Raw genomic sequence first — 25197 nt, 5'->3', positions numbered from 1 at the left:
GATAGCGGGGTGGTCCACCGAGTCACTGTGCGCGCTTGCGCCAGAACTCGTTCAACACGGATCCGATTCGCGTCAGCGCGGCCTGGTCGGTCATCCGCCAGTGCGTCGCAGGCACCGGGTGATCGTTGACCGTGCCCGCCACTGCGCTCGACCACGTCGCAGCTCCCGCCGTGGCGGCAGGAGCCTCCTCGGCCGCGGTGAAGTACACGAGGTCGCCTCGGAACTTCGCGGCCTGGTACCCGTCCGTCAACGCGGTCATGTCGACGTTCGCCTGCATGAACCAGGCGATCCGCTCGGCACCGAGCGAGCCGAACGGCTCCGGCAGACCAGCCAGCTGGGTGGCGATTGCCGAGACATCCGCACTCTCGTCGAGTGCCAAATCGACCATGTTGTCGCCGAACAGACCACCCAGCAACTCCTGCAGCGGCATTCCGCCTGCCTCGGCGTCCGCGTCGCCCGGCACCCGCTCCGCATGGAGATAGCTGTCCATCATCGCCAGCAGAGCCACCTGTTCGCCCTCATCCTGCAACTGCACGGCCATGGCGTGCGCGAGCACACCGCCGAGCGACCAGCCAAGCAGGTGGTAGGGGCCGGTCGGCTGCACCGACCGGATCTCCTTGACATAGATCCGCGCCCACTCCTCGACCGACTCCGGCAAGGACGAGGCGTCGGTTGCCTGAAGTGCAGGCGATTGCAGTCCGTAGATCGGACGATCAGCGTCCAGGTGCGCGGCCAAGCCCGCAAACGACCACGCGATGCCGCCGAAGGGATGCACGCAGAACAGTGGTTCCGCCGAGCCTGCGGAACGCAGCGGCAGCAGTACGTCGAAGGCAGCGTCCAGGTCGAGCTGACCCGACCGGCGCTGCTGCAGCTGGGCCGCCAGCTCGCCCGGCGTCGGTGCGGTGAACAACCACACCAACGGAACGGCCTCCTGAAGTTCGGCGCCGAGCCGCGCCGCCGCACGGACGGCCAGCAGTGAGTTGCCGCCGAGTTCGAAGAACGAGTCGTCAAGACCAATCCGCTCCACGCCGAGCAGATCCGCGAACACCTCCGCAACGATCTGCTGCTCCGGCGTCACCGGCGCACGGAACTCCCGTGCTTCGAACACCGGCTCCGGCAACGCCTTTCGATCGAGCTTGCCCGAGCTGTTGAGCGGAAGCTCCGCCAGCACAACGGTCGCCGCAGGCACCATGTACGACGGCAACCGCTCGCCACCGAACCGGGCCAACTCCGCCGAATCAACCGAAACACCATCCACCGCAACCACATACGCCACCAGCTGCTGACCGGTCGCGGTATCGACCACCAGCGCCACCGCCTGCGACACCGCGGCGTGCTCCAGCAGCACCGCCTCGATCTCGCCGAGCTCGATCCGCTGACCGCGCAGCTTCACCTGGAAATCAGAACGACCGACATACTCCAGTGCACCAGAAGCGTTCCAACGCACCACGTCACCGGTCCGGTACATCCGCTCACCCACAGCACCGAACGGATCAGCAACAAACCGGTCCGCCGTCAAATCCACTCGACCCTGATACCCGCGCGCCACCTGAGCACCGGCCAGATACAACTCACCACGCACCCCGACCGGCACCGGACGCAACGCCGAATCCAGCACATACGCCCGCGAATTCCATACCGGAGCACCGATCGGCACCGAACCAGGTATCACCTCACCTACCTGCCATGAGGTAGCAGTGATGGTGAATTCGGTAGGACCGTAAGTGTTGTACACCTTGGCATCCGAAATCTCGCGGAAAGCGCTGACCGTCGCGGGCGGCAACACCTCACCACCAGCGAAAACCCATCGCAGCGAACGGCATTCGTCGGCCGAAGCCTCCGCAGCGAATACCGTGAGCAGCGAAGGAACCATCTCCATCGCGGTCACCCCGTACCGCCCGATCAATTCGGCCTGATACCGCGGATCACGGTAGCCCTCGTGCGTGGTGACGACCACACTCGCACCAACCATCAACGGAGCAAACATCTCCCACACCGACGGATCGAACGTGAACGGCGTCCGCTGCAACAGCACATCGGACTCGTCCAGCCCGAGCTCACCAACCATCCACGCCATCTGATTGACCAACGCCGCATGGCTCACCGCCACACCCTTCGGACGACCAGTCGAACCCGAGGTATAGATCACGTAAGCCGTGTTGTCCGCCCGCACCGGCGCCAACCGATCCACATCGGTCACCGGCGCATCGGAGAGACCGGACATCTCCACGGTGTCGATCTGCACCTGGCGCACCGACTCCGGCAACGCCAACTCGGCACCGGACGTGGTCAGCACACAGGCCGGGCGCGCGGTGTCGAGGATATGAGCGATGCGTTCGGCCGGATGATCCGGATCGACCGGCACATACGCGCCACCGGCAGCCAACACCGCGTAGACCGCGACCATCGTGTCGACCGACCGGCGAATACCGACCGCCACCAATATCTCGGGACCGACGCCGAGGTCGATCAGCTTGCGCGCCAACCAGTTCACCCGCGCAGCAAACCCCCCATACGTCAGCGTCGTCGCCCCAGCACCCGAATCGAAGACGAGGGCGACAGCATCCGGTCGCAACCGCACCTGCGCCTGGAAGCGATCCAGCACACTCACCAGATCGGGCACCGCATGCGCGGTCTCGTTCCAACCCCGCAACACCAACGACCGCTCGACCTCATCGACCAGATCGATATCACGCACCCGCCGCTGCGCATCACCCGCAATCGACGCCAACACCCGCACATAGCGATCGGCGAAACCCGCAATCGTCCCCGCATCGAACAGGTCAGTGGCATACGAGAACTCAGCGACCATGCCACCGCCGACCGCGCCGGATTCCTTGAAGGTCAGCGACAGGTCGACGTCCTCGGCCGGGTTCTCGAGTTCGACCCCCGAAACCCGCAGCCCCGGCAGCTCGAATGCCCCCTCCGGGACCGACAGCATCACCTGGAACAACGGGTTCCGGTTCAACGCGCGCTCCGGAGCAAGCAGGTCGGCCAAACGCTCGAACGGAATATCGGCGTGCGCGAACGCCTGCAGATCGGCGTCGCGAGTAGCGGCCAGCAACTCGGCGATGGTCAACTCGCCACTGATCCGTGTACGCAGCACCAGAGTGTTGACGAGCATGCCGACCCGGTCATCGGGCGCGGCCGCAGCACGCTCGGCCACCGGGGTACCGATAGCGATGTCATCCGTGCTGGACATCCCGGCTAATAACACCGCGAGCGCAGCATGCACGACCGTGAACAACGAGCCATGCTGCTCCCTGGCAACCTCCTGCAACCGCCGGTGCAGATCCGCCGCGATCGGGAACACCATCCGATCGCTGCCGAGCGATCGGGCCGCCGTGCGTTGCCGGTCAACCGGCAGGCCGAGCTGCTGCGGAATGTCGGCCAAAATCGCACGCCAGTACCGGGTTTGGGTGATCGGGTCGTTTCGTCCGGCCGCCAGCTGACGGATGGTCTCGCCGAGGGTGCGCTGCGGTGCGGCGACGAATTCCGCGATCAAGGTTCGCAACCAGTCGGTCAGTGCCGTTGCCGTGTCCTCGGCGACGGTGTCGCGCCGGTAGGCGAGTTGCACCTTCAGCTGGTCGTCGAGCAGGACACTCACCGAGACCGGGTAGTGGGTGGACTCGGTCACCTCCATGCTCTTGATCGTCAAACCGTCGATCGAGCCGTGGGCCTGCCGCAGTCCCTCGGCGTCGACCGGATAGGACTCATAGGCCACCAGCGAGTCGAACAATTCGCCTGCGCCTGCGGCACGGTGAATATCGGCCAAACCGAGGTAATGGTGATCGAGCAGTGCCGACTGCTCAGTCAGCAGTCCGGTCAGCAGCTCGAGCACCGTCGCGTCCGGATCGCAGCGCACCCACACCGGGATGGTGTTGACGAACATGCCGATCATCTCGCCGACACCGTCGAGTTGGGGCGGCCGGCCCGAGACTACGGCACCGAACACCGCGTCCTCGCGACCCAGGCATGCGGCGACCAGAACGCCCCAAGCGGCCTGCACGACCGTGTTGACCGTGATACCGGCACCGGCGGCGAACGCGGTCAATCCGGCGGTGTCGGCGGGCGAGAGGGCGAAGGTGCAGTTGCCGACCTCGTCGACCGGAACTTCTGGTCCGACAAGGGCAGGCGCCAGCAGCGCAGGCCGCACTCCGGCAAGCGTCGATCCCCAGACTCGGGCCGAGGCCTGGTGGTCTTGGCGCGAAAGCCACGCCAGATAGTCGCGATACGGGCGCACCCGCGGCAGCACCGACGAATCCCCATGCGTCGCATAGAGAATCATCATCTCTTTGAACAACAACGGTGTCGACCAGCCATCGAGCAGGATGTGATGCTCGGTCATCGACAGGTAGGAGCGTCCGGACTCGGTGCGGTACACCGTGAATCGCATCAGCGGCGCCACCGCGGGATCGAACCCGCGCCGCTGCTCGGCGTTCAGCAACGCGGGCAGTTCGGCATCGGATACTCCGGAGACGACCTGCCATGGCACCTGAACACCGTCGGCGATCACCTGCACCGGCGTGCCGTCGGCCGCCGCGACGAACGCGGCGCGCAGGTTCGCGTGCCGGGTCAGCACCGCCTGTGCCGCACGATGCAGCCGCTCCACATCCAACTCACCGGCCAGCTCCATGACCATCTGCGGGACATAGGCATCCGAATCCGCCATCGCCGCCATGAGGAACAACATGCCGAACTGCAACGGCGACAACGGCAACACATCGACCAGGCCGGGATACTCGCGACGCCACGTATCCAACTCGGCTTGGGACACCGGAACGAGCGGCACGTCCGACGGGGTCAGACCACCGGCGGCGGGGTGGGTGGCATGCTCGGCGAGCACGGTCAGCGCGGCGACCCACTCCTGGGCCAACTCCCGCACGTCGGCTTCCTCGAGAATCTGACCGGCGAATTGGAACGACACATCCATGCGCGGGCCCGCGTCGGTGTCGACCACCGCCGCATTGATGTCGATGACCATGTCGGCGGGCAGCGCCGGGTCGAAGTCGGCGTTGAGTGCACCGAGTTCATCGGTGGGCAGGAACCCGGCATCGGTCAGGCCCTCGGGAATCTTGCCCGCCGAAATCCGACCCAGGTAGTTGAACCCGATCTGCCCGAGCACACCCGCCAGCTCCGGCGCGGCGTCTGGATTCAGATAGCGCAGGATCCCGAAGCCGACACCGCGCTGCGGAATGGCAAGCAACTGCTCTTTCACCGACCGCAGTGCCGTCGCGGTCACGTCCGCATCGACGAGCACCGCGTCCGCGTCGATGCCGGTCAGATCGACCGCAACCGGGAACGTACTGGTGAACCAGCCGATCGTGCGAGTCAGATCGGCGCCGGGCAGCACGCCCTCCTCCCGACCATGGCCTTCGAGCCGAATCCGGGTGACCGGTGCGTCGACGCCACGACGAGCACGCCACCTGCGCACCGCAATGGCCAACGCGGCCAACAATCCATCGTTGACACCGCCGCGATACCGCGCGGGAAGCTCGGTCAGCACCGCATCGGTGACCGCCACCGGCACCTCGACACCGACGGCCCGCACCGTGGCATAGGTATCGATCGCCCGATCGAGGCCACGCGCGCCGAGCAGCGGATCCGGCTCGGCGAGCACCTGCCGCCAGTAGGCCAGCTCATCGGCGGAATCGGCCGTGGTAGCCACGTCGGCCAAGCCATGTGCCCAACGGCGGAACGAGGTGCCGACGGCGGGCAGGTCGACCTGTTGACCGGCGGCATACTGCGACCAGGCCACCACCAGGTCCGGGATCAGGATCCGCCAGGACACCCCGTCGATGACGAAGTGGTGGGCAACGACGATCAGCGCGTCGCGGGCGCCGTGGCGACGCACCCAGGCGAAGCCGAGCATCCGGCCTGCGATCGGATCCACCACCTCGAGAGCGGAATCCATTGCTGCAGTGGCAATCCGGTGCCGTTCGGCCTCGTCCGCACCTGCGGGCACCTCGACCTCGACGACCAGCGGATCGACATCGACCGAACCCTTGGGGAAGGTCTCGAGTCGCCACTGCCCCTCGGCCTGCGCTACCCGGGATCGCAACATGTCGTGCTGATCGAGCACCGCGGTCAGGACGGTCAGCAGACCGGCGCGGTCGATGCCGTCGGGCAGCGCGAGCACCATATTCTGGGTGAACCGGTTGTACACGCCGCCTGCGAGGGAGCTGGCCAGGATCGGGGTCAGCGGGATATCGCCGACGCCGGCGCCTGCTAGCTCGGTCAGCTGCACCGTCGCGGCTTCGCCGAGTACCGCGACCTCCGCCAGTCCGGCAATAGTCTTGCGCTCGAACACATCTCGCGGAGTGAACAGCAATCCGGCCGCCTTGGCCCGCGACACCAGCTGGATCGACATGATGCTGTCGCCGCCGAGGGCGAAGAACGAATCATCGGCTCCAACGCGCGCCACACCGAGCATCTGCGCGACCAGCTCCGCAAGCTGCGATTCCACCGGACCGACCGGATCGCGCGACACCGTCGGCGCGACCACCGGGTCCGGCAACGCTTTACGGTCGAGCTTGCCGTTCACGGTGAGCGGCAACGCATCCAGCAACACGAACGCCTGCGGCACCATGTAGGACGGCAACCGTTCGCCACCGAACCGGGCCAGCTCCACCGAGTCAACCGAAACGCCCGACACGGCAACCACATACGCCACCAGCTGTTGACTGATCGCGGTCTCGACCACCAGCGCCACCGCCTGCGACACCGCAGGATGCTCCAGCAGCACCGCCTCGATCTCGCCGAGCTCGATCCGCTGGCCGCGCAACTTCACCTGGAAGTCGGTGCGGCCCAAGTACTCCAGCTCACCCGCTGGCAGCCAGCGCACCAGATCACCGGTGCGATACATCCGTGCACCCGCAGCGCCGAACGGATCAGCCACAAACCGATCCGCAGTAAGATCCGCGCGGCCCACATACCCGCGCGCCAACTGCGCACCGGCCAAATATAGTTCACCACGCACCCCGACCGGCACCGGCCGCAGCGCCGCATCCAGCACATACACGCGCGTGTTGAACACCGCACGACCGATCGGCACCGACACGCTGTCGACATCGATCACCTCGTGATAAGTGACATCGACCGCAGCCTCGGTCGGGCCGTACAGGTTGTGCACCCTGGCACCGGCCAACTCCCGCAACCGCTGCGCCGTCGGCGCGGGAAGCGCCTCGCCCGAAGCAAACACCTGCCGAAGCGAACCACACTCCACCGCAGCACGTTCGGCCACGAATACCGCCATCATCGACGGCACGAAGTGCACAGTCGTCACCTGCTCGGCCTCGATCACCTCGGCCAAGTAGGCCGGATCACGATGCCCTTCGGGCCTCGCAACCACCAGACGCGCACCGATCTGCAACGGCCAGAAGAACTCCCACACCGACACATCGAAAGTCGCCGGGGTCTTCTGCAACACCACGTCCTCGGACGTAAGCCCGTACTCGGCCTGCATCCACACCAGACGGTTGACAATCGCAGCGTGCGACACCGCAACACCCTTGGGCCGCCCCGTCGAACCCGACGTGAAAATCACATACGCCGTATTCGAAGACCGCACCGGCGCAACCCGATCCGCATCGGTCACCGGTGCCGCCGAATATCCGGACACATCAAGGGAATCCAGCTCGACGAGCTCGAAACCGTCGTGCACCGCAGCGAATTCAGCACCGGTGGTCAGCACACACACCGGCCGCGCGGTGTCGAGAATATGCGCGATGCGTTCGGCCGGATGGTCCGGATCCAGCGGCAGATAACCGCCACCGGCCAGACTGACCGCATACATGCCGACCACCAGCTCCAGCGACCGGCGCATCCCGAGACCGACCAGCTTGTCCGGCCCCACACCCAACGAAATCAAATGCCGAGCAAGACGATTGGCGCGCGCCGCGAACTCGGCATAAGACAGCGACTCGCCCTCGAAGGTCACCGCGGCCGCATCCGGTGTCCGCGCCACCTGCGCCTGGAACATCGACACCAGGGTGGCCGCCGAATCCACCGGCGACACCGCACCGGTGCCCGCCCACAACACACGACCGCGCTCAGCATCATCGAGCAGATCAATATCGCGCACCCGCCGCTGCGCATCACCTGCAATCGACGCCAACACCCGCACATAACGATCGGCGAGACCCGTCACCGTCGCCGCGTCGAACAGGTCAGTGGCATAAGAGAACTCAGCGAAGATGCCACCGTCCGCCGCGTCGGATTCCTTGATCGTCAACGACAAGTCGAACTTCTCGGTGACCATCGCCATGTCGACGCCTGAGACGCGCAACCCCGGCAGTTCGAACGCACCCTCCGGCAAGTTCTGGAACGACAGCATCACCTGGAACAACGGGTTCCGGTTCAGCGCGCGCTCCGGCGCAAGCAGGTCGACCAAACGCTCGAACGGAATATCGGCATGCGCGAACGCCTGCAGATCGGTGTCCCGAACAGCGGCCAGTAAGTCGGTGACGGTCAGCTCGCCACCGACCTGCGTGCGCAGCACCAAAGTATTGACAAACATGCCGACCAGATCATCGAGCGCCGCCTCGCCACGCCCAGCCACCGGCGTGCCGATCGCAATGTCCTCGGTGCCCGACATGCCGGCCAGCAATACCGCCAACGCAGCATGCATGACCATGAACAGCGAGCCCTGCTGCTCCCTGGCGACCTCCTGCAGCCGCTGGTGCAGATCCGCCCCGATCCGGAACTCGACCTGCGCACCGGCGAACGATTGGGCGGCCCCGCGCGGACGATCGAACGGCAGCGCCAGCTCGTCCGGCGCCCCGGCCAAAGCCGTCCGCCAGAACTCGGCCTGAGCCGAAATCACGCTCTGCGGATCATCTTCCGAGCCGAGCACACTGCGCTGCCAAATACTGAAGTCGGCGTATTGCACCGGCAACGGCGCCCAGTCCGGAGCCGTGCCCGCCGCGCAGGCGACATAGGCGGTCATCAAATCACGGGTCAGCGCACCGAGTGACCAGCCGTCGCCTGCGATATGGTGCACCACACACACCAGCACGTGCTCGGTCTCACCGATCCGCAACGCGCGCAACCGTATCGGTGGCGCCGCGGTCACATCGAATGTCTCGGCAACGGTGTCGACGACCTGCCCGCGCAGCTGCTCGTGGTCCGCCGCCACCACCACAAGCTCCGGCACCGCCCGCGGATCATCCATGGGAAGCACCACTTGACGGCCCTCGCCGTCGAGCGCGGGGTAGATGGTGCGCAGGACTTCGTGTCGCTCGACCAGCGCACGCACCGCGGCACGCAAAGCGTCCAGATCCAGTGCACCGGTCAACCGCACCGCCATCGGGATGTTGTCCACCACGCTGTCGGGATCGAACCGATTCAGGAACCACATCCGCTGCTGGGCGTAGGACAACGGAATACGGTCGGGCCGCGGCATCGGCCGCAACTGCTGAACCGCGTCCGCACCGGCCAACCCGGCGTGCCGCTGCACCTGTTCGGCAAGCCCGGCCACGGTGGGTGTCTCGAATACCAGGTGCAGCGGTATCCGGATGTCCAAGGCGGCACCGAGCCGAGCCGCAATCCGGGTAGCGATCAACGAGTTGCCGCCGAGCTCGAAGAAGTCGTCGTCGGCACCGACCCGGTCGAGTCCGAGTACCTCACCGAAGATCTCGGCGACGGTCTCCTCGGCTCGGGTAGCAGGCGCCCTGAATTCCCGTGCCGCGAACACAGGTTCGGGCAGCGCGGCCCGATCGACCTTGCCGACCGGGGTCAGCGGAATCTCGTCGAGCACCGTGATCGAGGCCGGAACCATGTAGGCGGGCAACGACTTCGAGACAAAATCGGCAAGCGCGGACGGCTCGAGGGTGGCTCCGGGACGACCGAGCACATACGACACCAATGCGGTCGTCCCCGAGGGCAGCGCACGACCGAGCGTGACCGCGAACGCGACATCCGGATGCACCGACAGCGCGCTGTCGACCTCCCCCAGCTCGATCCGCAGACCACGGATCTTCACCTGGAAGTCCGCACGACCCAAGTGCTCGAGCGTGCCGTCCTCGCCGCGGCGCACCAGATCACCGGTGCGATACATCCGCGAGGCGGGCAAACCCAGCTCCGCCGCAAACGGGTTGGCCACAAAGCGCTCCGCGGTCAAACCCGGTCGCCCCAAATACCCTTGCGCCAGACCTGATCCCGCAATGTACAACTCACCGGCCACCCTGGCCGGCGCCATCCGCAGTCGCGAATCCAGAATGAGCGCACGGGTGCCCTCGGTCACCGGCCCCACCGTCACCGGCGCACCCACCGCCACCGGCCCGGTCGTGACGATCACCGTTGTCTCGGTCGGCCCGTAGGCGTTGAACACCACCCGATCGGCCGTGGTCCACCGATCGACAAGCACGGGGCTCAAGGTGTCGCCGGCGCAGACAACAGCCTGTAGATCGGAATACTCGTCCAGCGGCACCGATTCCAGCGCACCGGGCGTGATCGTCAGATGCGTGACGCGCTCCCGCTTCAGCAACGCCGCCAATTCCTCGCCACCGAATACCGTCGGCGGCACGATGACCAAGGTGGCACCCGCGGCAAAAGTGTGCAGGAACTCCAGAATCGAGAAATCGAAGCTGGGCGAACTCAGATGGGTCACCCGCGACGCTGCCGAAATGCCGTACCTGGCACCGGCCGCCGCCACCCGCGCCATACCGTCGCTGGTGACCACCACCGCTTTCGGTCGACCGGTCGAGCCCGAGGTGTAGATCAGGTAGGCCGGATGCCGCGCGGTCAACGGCCGAACCCGATCGCCGTACCAGAACGGATGCGTCGGCCGAGCCCCCACTCGCTGCACCACGACCGGATCGTCCAATACCAGCCACTCGATGCCTTCGCCCAACCCCGGCCGGTGCGCCGAGGTGGTCAGCCCGAGCACCGCCGCCGAATCGGCAAGCATGAACTCGATCCGATCCTGCGGATACAACGGATCCACCGGCACGAACGCCGCACCCGTCCGCGCAACCGCCCACACCGTGAGCACCGATTCGATACTGCGGGCAATCGCGATCGCGACGATATCCCCTGGACCGACACCACGATCGATCAACTCGCGCGCCAACTGTGTCGAACGCTCATCCAGCTGCCGGTAGGTGAGTTCACGATCCTCGAATCGCAACGCCACCCGATCAGCAGCCGATTCCGCCGCCGCAGTCAATACATCACCGAATGGCGGAGCCACCGACCCACGACGACGACCTGAGCGTCCATCTCGACGCACGTTCATTCACGATCCTCACTCTCCGGACGGCTCCGTCCGGAACATCAGCGCGGCCACCACGAACGGCGGCACCGCAAGTCGATCCACCAGGCTGGTAACCCGGTTTTGTTGCGTTCCGAGATGTTTTCGTCACCGCTGGGGTGACGATCTATTCGGCGACGATGCGCAACCCGTCATCGACGGCCTCCTCCTCATGTCCGTCTCCTGCGCCGACAAACCAGTGACTGACCTCGCCATCGGCACGATCGGACACCGGGTCGCCGGTGGGCAGCACCGACAGCGCGCCGACGGTGGCGGCAGCCAGGAATTCGGCGAGCGCCGCACTGCCCGATGCCGCTGTGGTGTATGTCACGGACTCGTAGTCGATCCCGTGCTCCGCGCACAGCGCCCGTGCTCGTGCCAGCGCCTGGGTCTGCGTGAGGACCAGCGACGAGTCGCCTGCCGGAAGCACGAAGGCAGGCTGGTCCTCCTGCAGCGGCCGGATCCGCTCGGCGTCGGACACCGGATGCGGCGCTGCGCCAGCCACTTCCGCACGCACCGCAGGTTCCGCCAGGGCAAGCCACCTCGGCGACCCGTCCGCCCGCTCCGCCGCGATCGTGAAATCGACACCGGCGGAGTGCATTTCGTCAGCGGACAGCCCGTCGGCGAACACGGCAGCTGCACCGGTCTTCTGGACCGCCCACAGCGCGACCACCTGCTCGACCGAATGCGGCAGCGCCACGGCGACGATGTCGCCGGAGCCGACGTCACGGCCGATCAACACCCGCGCCAGCTGCGATGACTGGGAATCCAGCGCCGAGAACAGGACTTCGGTGTCACCGATGAGCAGCGCCGCCGCGAGGGGGTCCGCCCCGGCGGCGGCACGGAGCGCCGCCGCCACCGTGCGCGGGCCGACGCCGAGCGCGGCTTCGGCATGACCAGCCGAGGTGGCGCCGGAGACCGCGGCGCCGGATTCATCGAGCAACGCGGCCCGCTCGGCAGCATCGAAGATATCGATGTCGACGACGGGGTCTGCGGGGTCGCCGAGCAGTGCCTCCAGCACGCGGTGCATGCGCGCGGCTAGCACCGGGATCTCGTCGGCGGTGAACCACCCATCCCGGTAGGTCCAGGTCAATTCCATCGTCGATTCGACGGTGACCATCAGCGTCAACGGGTAGTTGGTTGCGACGTCGGTCATGCCGATGCCGGTGACCGACATACCGTCGACGGATTTGGCGGCGGCGATGGCATCCTTGTCCACCGGATAGGACTCGAACACGAGCAGGGTGTCGAATTGTGCTCCGGCACCGGCGATCTGCTGAATATCGGTCAAGCCGACGTAGTGGTGCTCCAGCAGCTCGGCCTGCTCGCCCTGCAGACCGCGCAGGTACTCACCGACCGTGCGGTGTTCGTCGACCCGAACCCGCACCGGCACCGTGTTGATGAACAGACCGACCATCGACTCCACGCCGGGCAGATCGGCAGGGCGACCGGAAACGGTGGCGCCGAACACCACGTCCGAGCGACCGGTCATCCGGCCGAGTACAAGGCCCCACGCCGCCTGAACCAGCGTGTTCACCGTAACGCCGAGTGCCGCAGCCTGTTTGGCGATCCGGCTGGTGTCATCGGCGTCGAACGCGGTGATCAGCGTGCCCGCTTCGCCGCTGTCGACCCCGCGCAGCTGCGGCGCCAACTGGGTCGGCTCCGTCGCCTCGGCGAGCGCGTTCCGCCAGACCTGCACCGACTCCTGCTGATTCCGTTCGGCCAGCCAGGACAGGAAGGCCCGGTACGGCGTCACCGCAGGCAGTGCGGCGGCGTCACCGTGCACGGCGTACAGCACAAGCAGGTCCCGCATCAACAGCGGCAACGACCAGCCGTCGAGCAGGATGTGGTGGGTCGTGACCGCCAGCTGCCATGCCCCGCTTGCGGGGGTGACCGCTCCGGCGGCCGCGGCCGCCGCGGGCAGATCCACGGCCGCACCGGCGCCGACCAGGTCGGTGCGATACAGCGTGAAGCGGATCAGCGGTGCCGCCGTCATGTCGAAATTGGTCGCGCGCTCCTCGGTCACCAGGCGCCGCAGTTCCCCGCGCCGCTGGTCATGCGGCAGCGCGGTCAGGTCGACCTCGCACCAGGCCACCTCGACCTGGTCCTGGATCACCTGGACCGGTTGGCCGATCGAATCGATGACGAAGGCCGCCCGCAGGTTCGGGTAGCGGTCGAGGATGCCGCGGGCCGCCGCCCGCAACCGTGCGACATCAAGCGCGCCTTCGAGGTCGATGCCCGCATGCATGGTGTAGCCGTCGACCGACGAGCGGTTGCTCGTCGCCTCGACCAGCAGACCGGACTGCAGCGGCGTCAGCGGCCACACCTCTGTCAGCGCCGGGTATTCGCGTTCCCAGGTTTCGATATCGGCCTGCCCGACCGACACCAGCGGCAGATCCGACGGCGTGCGGCCGCCCGCGTCCGGCTGCCCGGCGTGGGTGGCCAACGCGGTGAGCGCGGCAACCCACAGCTCGGTGAGTTCGTGCACCCGCGCGTGGGTCAGCAGACCACTCGGGTAGGCGAATGAGGTGCGTAGTCGTGGCCCTTCCGCCCCGTCGGTGACGCTCACGGTGATATCGACCGTCGCGTTGGCCGACCTGCTCGGATCGAGGTCGGTATCCGGCAGGCCGAGTTCGGCCGCGGGCACCCAGTCCATCGGCGCGGACTGATCGGCGAAGTCACCGGTCAGCGCGGCGCCGGCGGGCAGGTGACCCGCGTAGCAGAACCTGATCTGACCGGGGACGTCGTGCCCGAGCTCAACTGCGGTGTCCCCGTTCAGGTATCGCAGCACGCCATAGCCGAGACCCGCGCCAGGCACCGCGAGCAGTTGCTCCTTCACGGATTTCACGATGCTGCCGAGGACCGTTTCGCCAGCGAACGCCGCGGTGAGGTCGGCGCCCGCCAGATCCAAGCGCGCCGGGAATTCGCTGGCGAACCAGCCGACGGTGCGCGAAAGATCAGCACCGGCAACACTGTTCGCGGCTCGACCGTTGTGCACGACCCGCACCAGCGCCGCACCGCCCGCCGCGTCGCCGCGCCAGCGGGACACCGCCAGTGCGAGCGCCGAAAGCAGGCCGTCGGTCTCGGCTCCCCGGTACAACTCCGGAATCGCGGTCAGCACCGCCTCGGTCACGGCCGCGGACACGCTCACCTCCACCCGGTCCACCGTGGCGATGGTGTCGACCGTCGGATCGAATGCGCGCGCGCCGAGCTGCGGATCGGGTGTAGCCGAAACCTCTTGCCAGAACGGCAGTTCGGCAATGCGAGCCGGGTCGTGTGCGGCCTCGGTGAGCGCGTGCGCCCAGCGGCGCATCGAGGTGCCGACGGCAGGCAAGGCAACCGGCTGCCCTGCCGCCAACTGCGACCACGCCACCGCCAGGTCGGCGAGCACGATGCGCCAGGACGCATCGTCGCCGACGCAGCGATGTCCGACCAGCAGCAGCGCATCCGGCTGAGCATCGCCGAACGCGAACCACAGGAACTGGGTCATCACCGCATTCGCCGGATCGAGACGATCGAGGGCAGCGTCGTATTCGGCCCGTGCCAGCTGCGACAAACCGACGGCGCCGATGCCCTCCGGCACGTCGACCCGATGCACAAGGGCGTCGATGTCGATCGTGCCGCGTTCCAGCGTTTCGAAGACCACCGCATCCGTGCCGTGGCGCAGGCGGGCGCGCAGCGCATCGTGGTGATCGACAACGGCGCCGATCATCGCGACCAAGGTCGTCCTGTCGATGTCGTCGGGTAGCCGCAACGCGATCGACCTCGCGAATCGCCGCAGCGACGCGTCAGCGGCCACCGCCGCCAACACCTGCGGCGACAACGGGATCTCGCCGATCCCGGCACCGGGCAACTCCGCAAGCAGCCGCTGTGCGGTGCTCTCAGTCATGGTGGCGACCGCGGCCAGCGCGGCGACACTCCGCCGATCGAACACGTCGCGCGGGGTGAACCGCACACCGCGCTCCTTGGCCCGGGCAACCAGCTGAATGGTCCGGATCGAATCACCGCCGAGGCCGAAGAAGTCGTCGTCGGCACCGACTCGCTCGATACCGAGCACGTCCGCCACCACCGCCGCCACGATCGCCTCCACCGGCGTCGACGGCGCCCGGAACACGGCGACCTCGAATTCCGGCTCGGGCAGCGCCCTGCGGTCCAGCTTGCCGTTCGCGTTCAGCGGCAACGCTTCCAGCACCACGAACGCCGACGGCATCATGTACGACGGCAGCGCCTCGGTCAGCGCCGACTTCACCTGCGCCACATCGAGTTCGGCAGCGGCGGGCACCAGATAGGCCACCAGTCGATCACCGGCGCGCTCGTCCTGCTTGGCCACCACGGCGACCTGCCCGATCAGCGGAAGTGCGAGCAATGCCGCTTCGATCTCGCCGAGCTCGATCCGGAAACCACGGATCTTCACCTGGAAGTCGGTGCGACCACGGTAGTCCAGCTCACCAGAAGCGTTCCACGCCACCAGGTCACCGGTGCGATACATGCGCTCGCCCGTATCGAACGGATCGGCAACGAACCGGTCCGCGGTCAAATCCGCACGACCGAAATAGCCGCGCGCCAACTGCGCACCCGCCAGATACAACTCACCCGACACACCCACCGGCACCGGCCGCAGCCTGGCGTCGAGGACGTAGACCCGCGAATTCCATTCCGGCGCACCGATGGGCACCGACGTCCGGTCGGCGTCGGTGACCAGGTGGCTGGTGATCGACACGGCCGCTTCGGTCGGGCCGTACAGGTTATACAGCGACGCGGAGTGGGCTAGCGCCGCAGCATTACCGGAACGGAACCGCTGCGCGACCGCAGCGGGCAGCGCCTCACCGATCGCGAGGACTCGGCGCAGCGAAGGACTCAGTGCACCACCGGATTCCGTGAGCAGCGCGTCCAGCATGGACGGGACCACATGCAGCGTGGTCACTCCCGTGGCGCGCATCAGCTCGTTCAGGTAGGCCGGGTCGCGATGCCCGTCCGGCGCGGCGATCACCAAGCGGCCGCCACTGACGGCGGCAGTCCAGAACTCCCACACCGACAGGTCGAACGTGGCTGCCGTCTTCAGCAGCACCGCGTCCTCGGGTCCGAGGTCGAATTCCGCTGTCTTCCACAGCAACTGGTTCACCACCGCGCCGTGCGGCACCGCGACGCCCTTCGGACGGCCCGTCGAACCGGACGTGAAGATCACGTACGCCGTGTTGGCGGCACCGAACTCGCGGACCAGCTCGGCCGGAGCTAGCGCGTGGCCGGACAGGCCGGACAGGTCAAGGTCGTCGAGGTTCACCCACTCGGGCGCCACACTCTGCGAGTGCTCGTCCGCCGCGGGCCGGGCCGCGAGCACCGCAGCCGTGGTCAACACGCACGACGGCGCGGCGGTCGCCAGGATGTAGTCCAAGCGGTCGGCCGGTTGCGACGGGTCGAGCGGCACATAGGTTGCGCCGGTCCGCGCGACGGCGTACATGGCGACCACCAGATCCACCGAGCGGTGGATGGCCATGGCCACCCGATCCTCCGCGCCGATGCCGCGAGCGATCAGGTAGCGCGACAACCGATTTACTCTGGCATCGAGGTCGGCATAAGACAAGCTCACCTCGTCCGCCACAATCGCGACCGCGTCCTGGTGGGCGGCCACGGTCGCATCCAGCAGCGAGACCAGCGTCTCCGAACCGTGCAGCACGTGCTCGGTGTCGTTCCAGCCGCACACGATCTGCTTGCTCTCGGCCGCGTCGAGCAGCTCGATATCGCCGATGCGCACCGACTCGTCGGCCAGCACCGCGTCGAGCACCCGAACGAAGCGGTCCGCGAAACCCTGCACCGTGAACTCGTCGAACAGGTCGATGGCATAACCGAATTCGACGAGGAGTTCAGCCGTCGTGCCGTCCTCCGCGTAATGATCGCTGAGGGTGACGTGCAGATCGGTCTTGGCCAGCTGGGTGTCGAAGCTGACCGGTCGCGCCGACATGCCAGGCAGTTCGAAGCTGGTGTCGGCCAGATTCTGGAAGGTCAGACCCACCTGGAACAACGGGTTGCGCGCGGTGGAGCGCTCCGGGTTGAGCACTTCGACCAGACGCTCGAACGGCACGTCGGCGTTGCCGAAGGCCGCCAGGTCCCGCTCCCGCACCTCGGCCAGGAAGTCGGCGAACGAGACGCCGCCGTCGACTCGGGTGCGGAACACGAGCGTGTTGACGAACATGCCGATCAAGTCGTCGAGCGCGCGCTCGCCGCGACCGGCGATCGGCGTGCCGACGGCGATGTCGTCGGTGTTCGAGGTCCGCGCCAGCAGCACCGCCAACGCCGCATGCGCCACCATGAACAACGACGCGTTGTGTGCCCGCGCCAACTCGTGCAAGCGAGCGTGCCGCTGCGCGTCGATCTCGAAACGGACCGCCTTGCCCTGGAACGACTGGGCAGGCGGACGCGGCCGATCCGTCGGCAGCTCCAACTGGTCGGGCAGACCGTCGAGGGTCCGCTGCCAGTAGGCGATCTGCTGGGCGGCAAGCGATTCCGGATCGTCCTCGGAGCCGAGCACCGCGTGTTGCCACACCGCGTAGTCGGCGTACTGCACCGGCAGCGGCGCCCACTGCGGCGCCTCGCCCTGCATCCGCGCCACATAGGCGGCCATCACGTCCCGCGCCAGCGGACCGAGCGAGAAACCATCCGCCGAAACGTGGTGCACGGTCAACGCGAGCACATGATCGGCCGTGCCCGCCACCTTGAACAACGCCACCGCCAGCGGCACCTCGGTGGTCACGTCGAAGGTGGTCACCGCGAATTCGATGATCTTGCCGACCAGTTCGGCCTCGCTGACCTCGACCGGCGCCAACCGCGGCTTGGCCGCCGCGACCGGCAGGATCACCTGATGCGGGCCGTCCGCCGTCTGCGGGTAGATCGTCCGCAGCGCTTCGTGCCGCACCACCAGATCGCCGATCGCCTGCTCCAGCGCGACCACATCGAGGGCGCCGGACAGGCGAACGGCCAGCGGGATGTTGTCCACCGCGGACGTGGTCGTGTCGAACTGGTTGAGGAACCAGTAGCGCCGCTGTGCCGAGGACAGCGGAATCCGTTCCGGCCGTTCGCCCGCGACCAACGCAGGCCGGGCCCGGCCTGCTCCGGCACTGTGCTCCAGCCTGGCCGCCAGCGCGATCACACTGGAGGCCTCGAACAGATCGCGCACCGACAACTGCCGGTCGAGCACCGTGCCGAGTCGCGCGGTCATCTGGGTGGCGATCAACGAGTTGCCGCCGAGCGCGAAGAAGTCGTCGTCCAAGCCGACCCGCTCGACACCGAGCACCTCGGCAAACGCATCCGCGACGATTTCTTCCATCGCCGTGGACGGTGCCCGGAAGACCTTCGCCTCGAACACCGGCGCGGGCAACGCCTTCCGATCCAACTTGCCCGAAGGATTGAGCGGGAACGCGTCGAGCACCAGCACCTGCGCGGGCACCATGTAGCCCGGCAGCCGCTTGCCGAGCCCCGCGCGCACCTGCTCGGCATCGATCGACGATCCCGGCACCGCCACGACATAGCCAACCAGCTGTTCGCCGGTGCGCTGGTCGCGGTGCACGGTCACGACCGCCTGGGCCACCTCGTCCACCGCGGTCAGCGCCGACTCGATTTCGCCGAGCTCGATCCGCAGACCACGCAGCTTCACCTGGAAGTCGGTGCGGCCGAGGAACGCAACCTCACCACTACCGGTCCAGGCGACCAGGTCACCGGTCCGATACATCCGCGCACCATCGGCATCGAATGGGTTGGCCACGAACCGATCCGCGGTGAGGTCGGGCCGCCCGACATAGCCGCGCGCCAACTGCGTGCCCGCCAGGTACAGCTCGCCGGGGACACCGATCGGCACCGGGTGTAGTCGCGAATCCAGCACGTACATCTGGGTGTTCCACACCGGTGCGCCGATCGGAAGCACGCCGGACACGTCGTCGCCGACGGGGCCGTGGGTGGCGTGCACCGTTGTTTCGGTCGGTCCGTACAGATTGTGCAACGCAGCCGCGCTGATCTGCCGGATCGCGGCGACCGTCGTCGCCGTCAATGCTTCACCCGCCATCAGCAGCAGCCGCAGCGAGGTCAGCCGGTCCGCGGCGGCGCTGCCTGCGAAGACCGACAGCATGGACGGCACGAACGAGGTCATCGTGACGCGCTCGGCCGCGATGATGTCGGCCAGATACCGCGGATCGCGATGTCCGTCCGGCGCGGCGACCACTTGGCGAGCACCGCTCACCAACGGGGCGAACAGTTCCCACACCGACACGTCGAACGTGGCCGGGGTCTTGAACAGCACCACATCGTCGACGCCGATGCCGTATTCGCCGGCAATCCACCGGATTTGGTTCACCACGGCGGCGTGCGGCACGGCAACGCCCTTCGGGCGGCCGGTCGAACCCGAGGTGAAAATGACGTACGCGACGTTGTGCGGCCGCAACGGGCTCCGCCGATCAGCGTCGGTGATCGGCGCCTCGACCGCGGCATCCGACGCGGCCACCCGGAATTCGTCCATCGCGACGATCGGTATGCCCGCCGGGATCTCCACCTCGACGCCCTCGCCGGTCAACACGACCGCCGGGTGCGCGTCCGCCAGCACGTTGGCGATGCGCTCGCGGGGATGCGTCGGGTCGATCGGAACATATCCGGCACCGGCCCGGAGCACCGCGAGCAGCGCAACCACTAGATCCAGTGAGCGCGGCATGACTACCGCGACCAACGTCTCCGGCGCCGCACCGGCGGCGATCAGGGCGCGCGCCACTCGATTCACCCGCCGACTCAGCTCGTCATAGCTGATTGTGTCGGCGTCGAAGGTCACCGCGGCACGGTCGCCGTTGGTGGCGACTGCGGCGTCGAACAGCTCCGACAGCGTCACCTGCTCCGGGAAAAGCCCGGTGCCACTGTCGATTCCCGCGTCGCTCCGCTCCAGTGCCGCGGTGTCGATGCCCGACACCCAGTGTCGCGTGACGTTGGCGCGCTCGACCTCGCCGAGCAGATCGATGTCACCGACCACGACGTCCGGATCGGCCACTACTCGCCGCAGGATCCGCACGATGCGCTTGGCCAGCACCGCCACCGTCGCCACGTCGAACAGATCGGTGGCGTAGTTCCACGCCAGCTCGAGGCCACCGTCCAAGGATTCGGCGACGGACAACGCGAGATCGAACTTCGCTGTCCCCGGATCGAAGTCGACCGCGGCGAGCTCCAGGCCGGGCAGCTCCACCCGTGCGGTCTCACCGGCACCGGTGGCCTCGAAGGTCAGCGCCACCTGGAACAGCGGGTGCCGCGCCTGCGAGCGTTCCGGGCTGAGCACCTCGACCAGCCGCTCGAACGGGACATCGGCATGGGCGAACGCCGCGAGATCGGTGTCCTTGGCCTGCGCGAGCAGGTCCGTGAACGGCGCGCTCGGATCCACTGCCGTCCGCAGCACCAGGGTGTTGACGAACATGCCGATCAGATCGTCCAGCTCGGCCTCGCCGCGACCGGCGACCGGAGTGCCGATCGCGATGTCGTCGCTGTTGGACATCCGGCCGAGCAGCACCGCCAACGCGGCGTGCAGCACCATGAACGAGCTGGCGCCGTGTTCCCTGGCCAGGTCCGTCAGCTGCTGTTGCAGCTCGGCCTCGATCGGGAATTGGTACACGCCACCCCGGTTGGACGCCACGACCGGACGCGGCCGGTCGGTGGGCAGGTCGAGCTGCCCCGGCAGTCCGGCCAGTGTCGCCGTCCAGTAGGCGGTCTGCTCGGCGAGCAGCGACTCCGGATCGTCCTCGGCGCCAAGGGTTTCGCGCTGCCACAGCGCGTAATCGGCGTACTGCACCGGCAGCGGCGCCCAGCTGGGCGCCTCGCCACGCGAGCGGGCGACGTAGGCAGCCACCACATCCCGCGCCAGTGGGCGCATGGACCAACCGTCACTGCTGATGTGGTGCACCACGACCACGAGCACGTGGTTGTCCGGAGCGATGCGCAACAGCTCGGCGCGCACCGGAACGTCGGTGGTGACATCGAATCCAGCCAGCACGACCGCCGCAATGCGGTCGTGCAGATCCGCCGCGGCGACCGCGATCGGTGCCAGCGCCGGAGCTCCCGCGCCGACCGGCAGGATCACCTGCACACCTTGACCGTCGGCGGTCTCCGGGTAGTACGTGCGCAGCACCTCGTGCCGGTCGACGACGTCGCCAACGGCCTGCTGCAGCGCGGCGACATCGAGGTCGCCGGTCAACCGGATCGCCATCGGGATGTTGTTGACCGCGCTTGCCTTGTCGAACCGGTTGAGGAACCACATGCGCTGCTGCGCCAACGACAACGGGATCTGCTCCGGTCGCGTCGCGGCCACCAAGGCCCGGCGACGACCTGCGCCGACCTGCCCCGACAGCAGTGCGGCCAGCGCGCCCACCGTCGGTGCCTCGAACAACGTGCGCACCGGGATGGTGGTGTCCAGCGCCGCACCCAGCCTGGCGATCACCTGGGTCGCGATCAGCGAATTGCCACCGAGTGCGAAGAAGTCGTCGTCGAGGCCGACCTCGGCGCCGTCGCCGTGGATGCCGAGTACATCGGCGTAGGTCGCGGCGACGATCGCCTCGATCGTCGTGGTCGGTTTGCGGAACACCCGTGCCGTAGGCGCCGGGTTCGGCAGCGCCTTGCGGTCGAGCTTGCCGGAAGCGTTGAGCGGGAACGCATCCAGGATCACATAGACCGAGGGGACCATGTAGGCGGGCAGTGCGAGCGCCAATTCCGCACGCACGTCATCGGTATCGATGGCGTGCTCGGCGGCCGCGACGAGGTAGCCGACCAGCTGATCGCCCAACCGTTCGTCGGAGCGCACCACCACGACCGACTGCGCAACCGAGTCCAGCGCAACGAGCGCAGCCTCGATCTCACCGAGCTCGATCCGCAGACCACGCAGCTTCACCTGGAAGTCGGTGCGGCCCAAGTACTCCAACTCACCGGTACCCGTCGAGTTCACCCAGCGCACCAGGTCACCGGTGCGATACATCCGCTCACCCGGCGTGAAGGGGTTCGCCACGAACCGATCCGAACTCAGGTCGGGTCGCTCCACATAGCCGCGCGCCAGCTGCGCACCGGCCAAGTAAAGCTCACCGGCCACCCCGACCGGGACCGGCCGCAGCCGCGCATCCAGTACATACACCTGAGTGTTGAACACCGGCCGACCGATCGGCACCGACACCGTGTCGGCATCTACGACCTCGTGGAAAGTCACATCGACAGCGGCCTCGGTCGGGCCGTACAGGTTGTGCAACCTGGCCCCGGTCAACTCCCGCAGTCGCTGCGCGGTCGGCGCGGGCAACGCCTCGCCAGAGGCGAAAACGTTACGCAGACTGCCACATTCACCGACCCGCAGATCAGCAACGAACACCGCGAGCATCGACGGCACGAAATGCGCCGTCGTAACACCCTCGTCCATGATCAACTGCGCCAGATAAGCCGGATCACGATGCCCATCCGGCTTGGCGACCACGAGCCGCGCACCAACTTGCAAGGGCCAGAAGAACTCCCACACCGACACATCGAAGGTGGCAGGCGTCTTCTGCAACACCACATCCTCGACGGTGAGACCGTAGGCGGCCTGCATCCAGACCAGGCGATTCACGATCGCCGCGTGCGACACCGCGACACCCTTCGGCCGTCCCGTCGAACCCGACGTGAAGATCACATACGCGGTGTTCGAAGGCCGCACCGGCACACGCCGATCCGCATCGGTCACCGGCGTCGTCGTGTACGTGGACAGCTCGAGCAGATCGATCCGCACCTGCGCGGTATCGATCGGCAGATCAGCGCCACTGGTCAGCACACACACCGGGTCGGCTGTCTCGAGCACGTAGGCGGTGCGTTCGGCCGGGTGATCCGGGTCCAGCGGCAGGTAGCCGCCACCTGCGGTCAGCACCGCGTACATGCCGACCACCAGATCGATCGACCGCTGCATACCTAGCGCCACAAGCGATTCCGCCCCGACACCGTGCTCGATCAACCACCTGGCCAGCGGCCGGACGCGATCGGCCAGCTCGGCATATGTCAGCGTCTCGTAGTGACTCGATGAGGGGTGGTGGCCAGGCGACGGGTGGACCAGACTTGTCCCGTCGAAGGTGACCGCGATGGCATCCGGTGTCGCGGCGACCTGCGCCTCGAACAGCGAAATCAACGTTCCCGCAGCATCACCCGGCGGCACCTCGATGGCGGCGGCGGTGTTGTTCCAGTCGCGCAGCAGCACCGCGTTTTCGGTGACATCGAGCAGCGGCAGGTCGCCGACCGGACGATCCGGCGTAGCGACAATGGCCTTCAACACCCGAGTGAACCGCCGCACGACCTCCGTGATGGTCTCGGCATCGAACAGATCAGTGGCGTAGATGAACTCGGCATCGATCCGGCCCTGCGCACCGGGCTCTTCGGCGAGCACCAGTTGCAGATCGAACTTCGCGGTGTCACTCGGCAGATCGACGGCACTGACGGTGAGCTCGGACAGTTCGAGCGCGGTCTGGCCGAGGTTCTGCAGTGTGAGCATCACCTGGAACAGTGGGTTGCGTGCCTGCGAGCGAGCCGGGTTGATGATCTCCACCAGCCGCTCGAACGGCAGGTCGGCGTGCCCGAACGCGGCAATGTCAGTGCCACGCACCGCCTGCAGCAACTCACTGAACGTGGCACCGCCGTCGACCTCGGTCCGCAAAACCAAGGTGTTGACGAACATACCGACCAGATCATCGAGCGCCCGCTCACCACGACCAGCCACCGGGGTACCGATCGCAATGTCGGACTCACCGCTCAACCGCGCCAACAACACCGCAAGCGCGGCGTGCACAACCATGAACAGCGTCGCGCCCTGCGCCTGCCCCAGCCCGGCAAGACCAGCATGCACATCGGCGTCGATCTCGAAACGCACCCGTCCACCACGACCGGACGCGACCGCCGGACGCGGCCGATCCGACGGCAGATCCAACTGCTCAGGCAACCCAGCCAGCGCCTGCCGCCAGAACGAGACCTGCTGCGCGATCACCGATTCCGGATCATCCTCACGACCGAGCACCCGACGCTGCCACAACGCGAAGTCCGCGTACTGCACCGCCAGCGGCACCCACGCAGGCTCACCGCCCGCGACGCGTGCCGCATAAGCGATCATCACATCCCGGGTCAACGGCCCCATCGAGAAACCATCCGCACCAATGTGGTGCACCACCAGCGCAAGCACATGCTCGGTCGGGCTGACCTCGAACAGCTTGGCCCGCAACGGCACCTCGACAGTGACATCGAAACCACGCAGCACCAGCTCCGAAAGCCGCTGCGGCAATTCAGCCTCAGCCACCTCGACCGGGGACAGATCGGGGATGACCTTCCCGGTCGCCACGATCTCCTGATACGCCGTCCCATCCACCTCGGGATACCGGGTACGCAATGACTCGTGGCGGGCCAGGACATCGGCCACCGCGATCTGCAACGCCTGCCGATCCAGCAGGCCCGAAAGCCGCACCGCCACCGGGATGTTGTCCACGAACGACTCGGGATCGAACCGGTTCAGGAACCACATGCGCTGCTGCGCCAGCGACAGCGGCACCAACGCCGGACGCTCCTGCGCCACCAACGGCGGACGCACACCCGCCCCGGCGCCCGCACCGGTTCCGGCGTCAGCCCGCGCGGCCAACGCGACCACGGTGGACGCCTCGAAAATCTCCCTCACCCCGATATGGGTGTCCAGCGCCGCCGACAAGCGGGCTGCCACCTGGGTGGCGATCAGCGAGTTGCCGCCGAGTGCGAAGAAGTCGTCGTCCAGGCCGGCCCGGTCGACGCCGAGCACCTCAGCGAAGACACCGGACACGATCTGCTCGGCAGCGGTGACCGGCGCGCGGAAGGCCGCGGCCTCGAGCACCGGCGCGGGCAGCGCCTTGCGATCCAGCTTGCCGTTGACCGTGAGCGGCAATGCCGTGAGCACCATCAGCACCGACGGAATC

General features: G+C 67.2%; 2 protein-coding genes. Both read right to left on the bottom strand.

Annotated features, from left to right (window positions below; translation table 11 throughout):
* Positions 1-22: 22 nt before the first annotated feature.
* Positions 23-11236 (bottom strand): non-ribosomal peptide synthetase, encoded by an 11214-nt coding sequence (locus NA11_RS13845; protein ID WP_084654601.1) that lies wholly within the window; start codon positions 11234-11236, stop codon positions 23-25.
* Positions 11237-11378: 142 nt separating this feature from the next.
* The coding region (locus tag NA11_RS13840) for a non-ribosomal peptide synthetase (protein ID WP_141717577.1) at positions 11379-25197 on the bottom strand (13819 nt) is incomplete at its 5' end.

The sequence above is a fragment of the Nocardia altamirensis NBRC 108246 genome, assembly GCF_001612685.1.
In the GTDB taxonomy this organism is placed as follows: Bacteria; Actinomycetota; Actinomycetes; order Mycobacteriales; family Mycobacteriaceae; genus Nocardia; species Nocardia altamirensis.
The sequence above is the reverse complement of the archived record's forward strand: the minus strand, read 5'-3'. Positions and strand labels throughout refer to the sequence as shown.

Bases quoted from the DNA above. Each gene is read 5' to 3' on its own strand.
- NA11_RS13845 (WP_084654601.1), bottom strand. From the start codon at position 11,236: ATGAACGTGCGTCGAGATGGACGCTCAGGTCGTCGTCGTGGGTCGGTG.